Annotated in this window: 4 protein-coding genes; all 4 read left to right on the top strand. The window is 74.2% G+C overall.

Annotated features, from left to right (window positions below):
* The first annotated feature begins 170 nt into the window (after positions 1–170).
* A complete protein-coding gene (gene thiS / locus AB0J52_RS33270; RefSeq protein ID WP_500186830.1) occupies positions 171–371 on the top strand; it encodes a sulfur carrier protein ThiS in 201 nt (66 codons plus the stop codon).
* A gap of 2 nt (positions 372–373) precedes the next feature.
* Positions 374–1273 carry a thiazole synthase gene (locus tag AB0J52_RS33265; RefSeq protein ID WP_500186829.1) on the top strand — a complete coding sequence of 300 codons (900 nt, stop codon included), beginning with the start codon at positions 374–376 and terminating at the stop codon, positions 1271–1273.
* A 144-nt stretch (positions 1274–1417) separates the two neighbouring features.
* A complete protein-coding gene (locus AB0J52_RS33260) occupies positions 1418–2401 on the top strand; it encodes a DMT family transporter (RefSeq protein WP_500186828.1) in 984 nt (327 codons plus the stop codon).
* Between the two features lie 136 nt (positions 2402–2537).
* Positions 2538–3301, top strand: a 764-nt coding sequence (locus AB0J52_RS33255; RefSeq protein ID WP_500186826.1) for a protein kinase domain-containing protein, incomplete at its 3' end; no start/stop codon positions are given.

Raw genomic sequence — 3301 nt, 5'->3', positions numbered from 1 at the left:
GGCCTGGTGCTCGGCGTCGGGCACTACCGCAACGGGATCCTGCTCACCCCGGTCAGCGCCGACGCGCTCTGCGCGGCGCTGCTGGACGGCGTGCTCCCCGAGGTCGCCCGCCCCTTCTCCCCCGACCGCTTCTCCTCCGCTCTCTCCTCCGAAGGGTTCCGACAAGGCGCATGAAGGTCTTTGTGAACGGCGAGCCGCGCGACCTCCCCGAGGCCGCGAGCGTCGCCGACGCGGTCGCCGCGGTCACCGACGCCCCGAGCGGGGTGGCCGCCGCACTGAACGACGAGGTGGTGGCGCGGTCCGCGTGGACCGCGACGAGGCTGACCGAGGCGGACCGGCTCGAGGTGCTGACCGCCGTGCAGGGAGGATGAAGGTGACGGCTCACATGCCGCCCGGGACGGACGGACGCGCGGACGCGCACACGGACGCGCACACGGACGCGCACACGGACGGACGCGCGGACGGACGCGCGGACGGACGCGCGGACCGGCTCACGGACGGGCGCGACCCGCTGGTCATCGCGGGCGAGGAGTTCGGCTCCCGGCTGATCATGGGCACCGGCGGCGCGCCGAGCATGAGCGTGCTGGGCGAGGCGCTCGCCGCGTCCGGGACCGAGCTGACCACGGTCGCGATGCGCCGGGTGGACCCGGCCGCCCGCGGCTCGGTGCTGGACGTCCTGCGCGAGCACGGCATCCGCGTGCTGCCCAACACCGCGGGCTGCTTCACGGCGGGCGAGGCGGTGCTGACCGCCAAGCTGGCCCGCGAGGCGCTCGGCACCAACTGGGTGAAGCTGGAGGTCATCGCCGACGAGCGCACCCTGCTGCCGGACCCGATCGAGCTGGTGGACGCCGCCGAGCAGCTGGTGGACGCCGGTTTCGCCGTGCTCCCCTACACCAGTGACGACCCGGTGCTGGCGCGCCGGCTGGAGCAGGTGGGCTGCGTCGCGGTGATGCCGCTGGGCTCGCCGATCGGCTCCGGGCTCGGCATCCGCAACCCGCACAACATCGAGCTGATCGTGGAGGCGGCGACCGTCCCGGTGATCCTGGACGCCGGGCTCGGCACCGCCTCGGACGCGGCGCTCGCGATGGAGCTGGGCTGCGACGCGGTGCTGCTGGCGACGGCCGTGACGCGCGCCCAGCACCCGGCGCGGATGGCCGCGGCGATGCGGCACGCGGTCGAGGCCGGACGGCTCGCCCGGCTGGCCGGCCGCATCCCCAAGCGCCGGTACGCCCAGGCGTCGTCGCCGTTCGACGGCATTGTTAAGCCGTCCTAACCAGTGGGTTGCAGCAGTACTCACTAGACCTGAATGATCGTCGCGCTGCACACTGATGTCCGGAAATCACGGCATCCGCCCGTTTTTGGGCGGACGATCACACTTCGACCGCCGTGGAGATGTCCGGGGACCAGGATGAGGCGCATGACGACGACACAGGTGGACCGGCGCGCGGTCCTCGCGGCCGCGGTGACGGTGCTCGCATGGGCCTCGGCCTTCGTGGCCATCCGCAGCGCGGGCACCGACTACCCGCCGGGCGCGCTCGCCCTCGGCCGGCTGGCGTGCGGGTCGGTGGTGCTCCTCGCCATCCTCGCCGTCCGCCGCGAGGGCCTGCCGCCGCGCGCCGCCTGGCCCGGCATCATCGGCTCCGGCGTGCTCTGGTTCGGCTTCTACATGGCCGTCCTCAACTGGGGCGAGCGGAAGGTGGACGCGGGCACCGCGGCCATGCTGGTCAACATCGGCCCGATCCTGATCGCGCTGCTCGGCGGCTGGCTGCTGCGCGAGGGCTTCCCGCCCCGGCTGTTCGCCGGCCTCGCGGTCGCGTTCGGCGGGGCCGTCGTCGTGGGGCTCGCGACGTCCACCGGCGACGGGTCGTCGCTGCTCGGCGTGGTGCTGTGCGTCCTGGCGGCCGTCGCCTACGGATGCGGCGTGGTCATCCAGAAGCCCGCGCTGAGGCACGCCTCGGCGCTGCAGGTGACCACCTACGGCTGCGTGGTCGGCACGGTGTTCTGCCTGCCGTTCGCGGGCCAGCTCGTCTCGCACGCGCCGCACGCCTCGGCGACCGCGACGCTGAACATGATCTACCTGGGCGTCGTCCCGACCGCGCTCGCCTTCACCACCTGGGCGTACGCGCTCGCCCGCACCTCCGCCGGAAAGCTCGGCGCGACCACCTACATCTCGCCCGCCCTGGTCGTCCTGATGTCGTGGGGGTTCCTGGGCGAGGTCCCGGTGCTCGGCGCGTTCATCGGCGGCGCCCTGTGCCTGGTGGGCGTCGCGGTGGCGCGCAGCAAGCCCCGCGCGGCGGCGTCCGCGCCCGTCCCGGTCGCAGCGCCCGTCCCGGCGGAGCCCGAGCCGGCGGAGGCCGAGCCGGTGGCCTGCGCCACCGCCCCCGAGTCCCCGCGCGGCTGACGGCCCGCCTGAGCGGGGCCGCCCCGGCGCGCCTCCCGCGCGGCGGGGCGGCGCGGGAGGGATCAGCCGCGGGTCCGAGGGCCGGTCATCCTCCCGGCTGATGAGATCGGCGAAAACCGCCCTTTAGACTCGGCGCGTGGACACAACGGTTGCAGATCCCCTCGTCGGGCAGGTGCTCGACGGGCGCTACCGGATCGAGTCCCGGATCGCCCGCGGCGGCATGGCGACGGTCTACATCGCCCGCGACGTCCGGCTCGACCGGGTCGTGGCGATCAAGGTCATGCACGCCGGCCTCGCGGCCGACGACGAGTTCGTCGCGCGGTTCATCGGCGAGGCCAAGGCCGCGGCGGCGCTCTCGCACCCCAACGTGGTCGCGGTGTACGACCAGCGCACCGACGGCGAGCACGTCTTCCTGGTCATGGAGTACGTGCCCGGGCGGACGCTGCGGGACCTGCTCGCCGAGCGCGGCCGGATCGGGCCGCGCGAGGCGCTCACCCTGATGCAGCCGGTGCTGGCCGCGCTCGGCGCGGCGCACCGCGCCGGGATGGTGCACCGCGACGTCAAGCCCGAGAACGTGCTGATCACCGAGGACGGCCAGGCCAAGGTGGCCGACTTCGGGCTCGCCCGGGCCGAGTCGGCGAGCAAGATGACCAAGACCGGGCTGATCATCGGCACCGTCGGCTACCTCGCGCCCGAGCAGGTCGTGACCGGCAACGCCGACCTCCGCTCCGACGTCTACGCGGCGGGCATCCTGCTCTACGAGCTGCTGACCGGCGAGCTGCCGCACCGGGCCGACTCGCCGCTCGCGGTCGCCTACAAGCACGTCAACGAGGTCGTCCCGGCGCCGTCGCTGGCCGTCCAGGGGCTGCCGCCGCAGGTGGACGCCCTGGTGACGCGCGC

Origin of the sequence: Spirillospora sp. NPDC049652, from assembly GCF_040675125.1 — a bacterium.
Taxonomy (GTDB): domain Bacteria; phylum Actinomycetota; class Actinomycetes; order Streptosporangiales; family Streptosporangiaceae; genus Spirillospora.
This window is presented reverse-complemented; position numbering and strand designations above follow the sequence as displayed.

Coding starts and splice junctions, on each gene's coding strand:
- thiS (WP_500186830.1), top strand. CDS start 171: ATGAAGGTCTTTGTGAACGGCGAGCCGCGCGACCTCCCCGAGGCCGCG.
- AB0J52_RS33260 (WP_500186828.1), top strand. CDS start 1,418: ATGACGACGACACAGGTGGACCGGCGCGCGGTCCTCGCGGCCGCGGTG.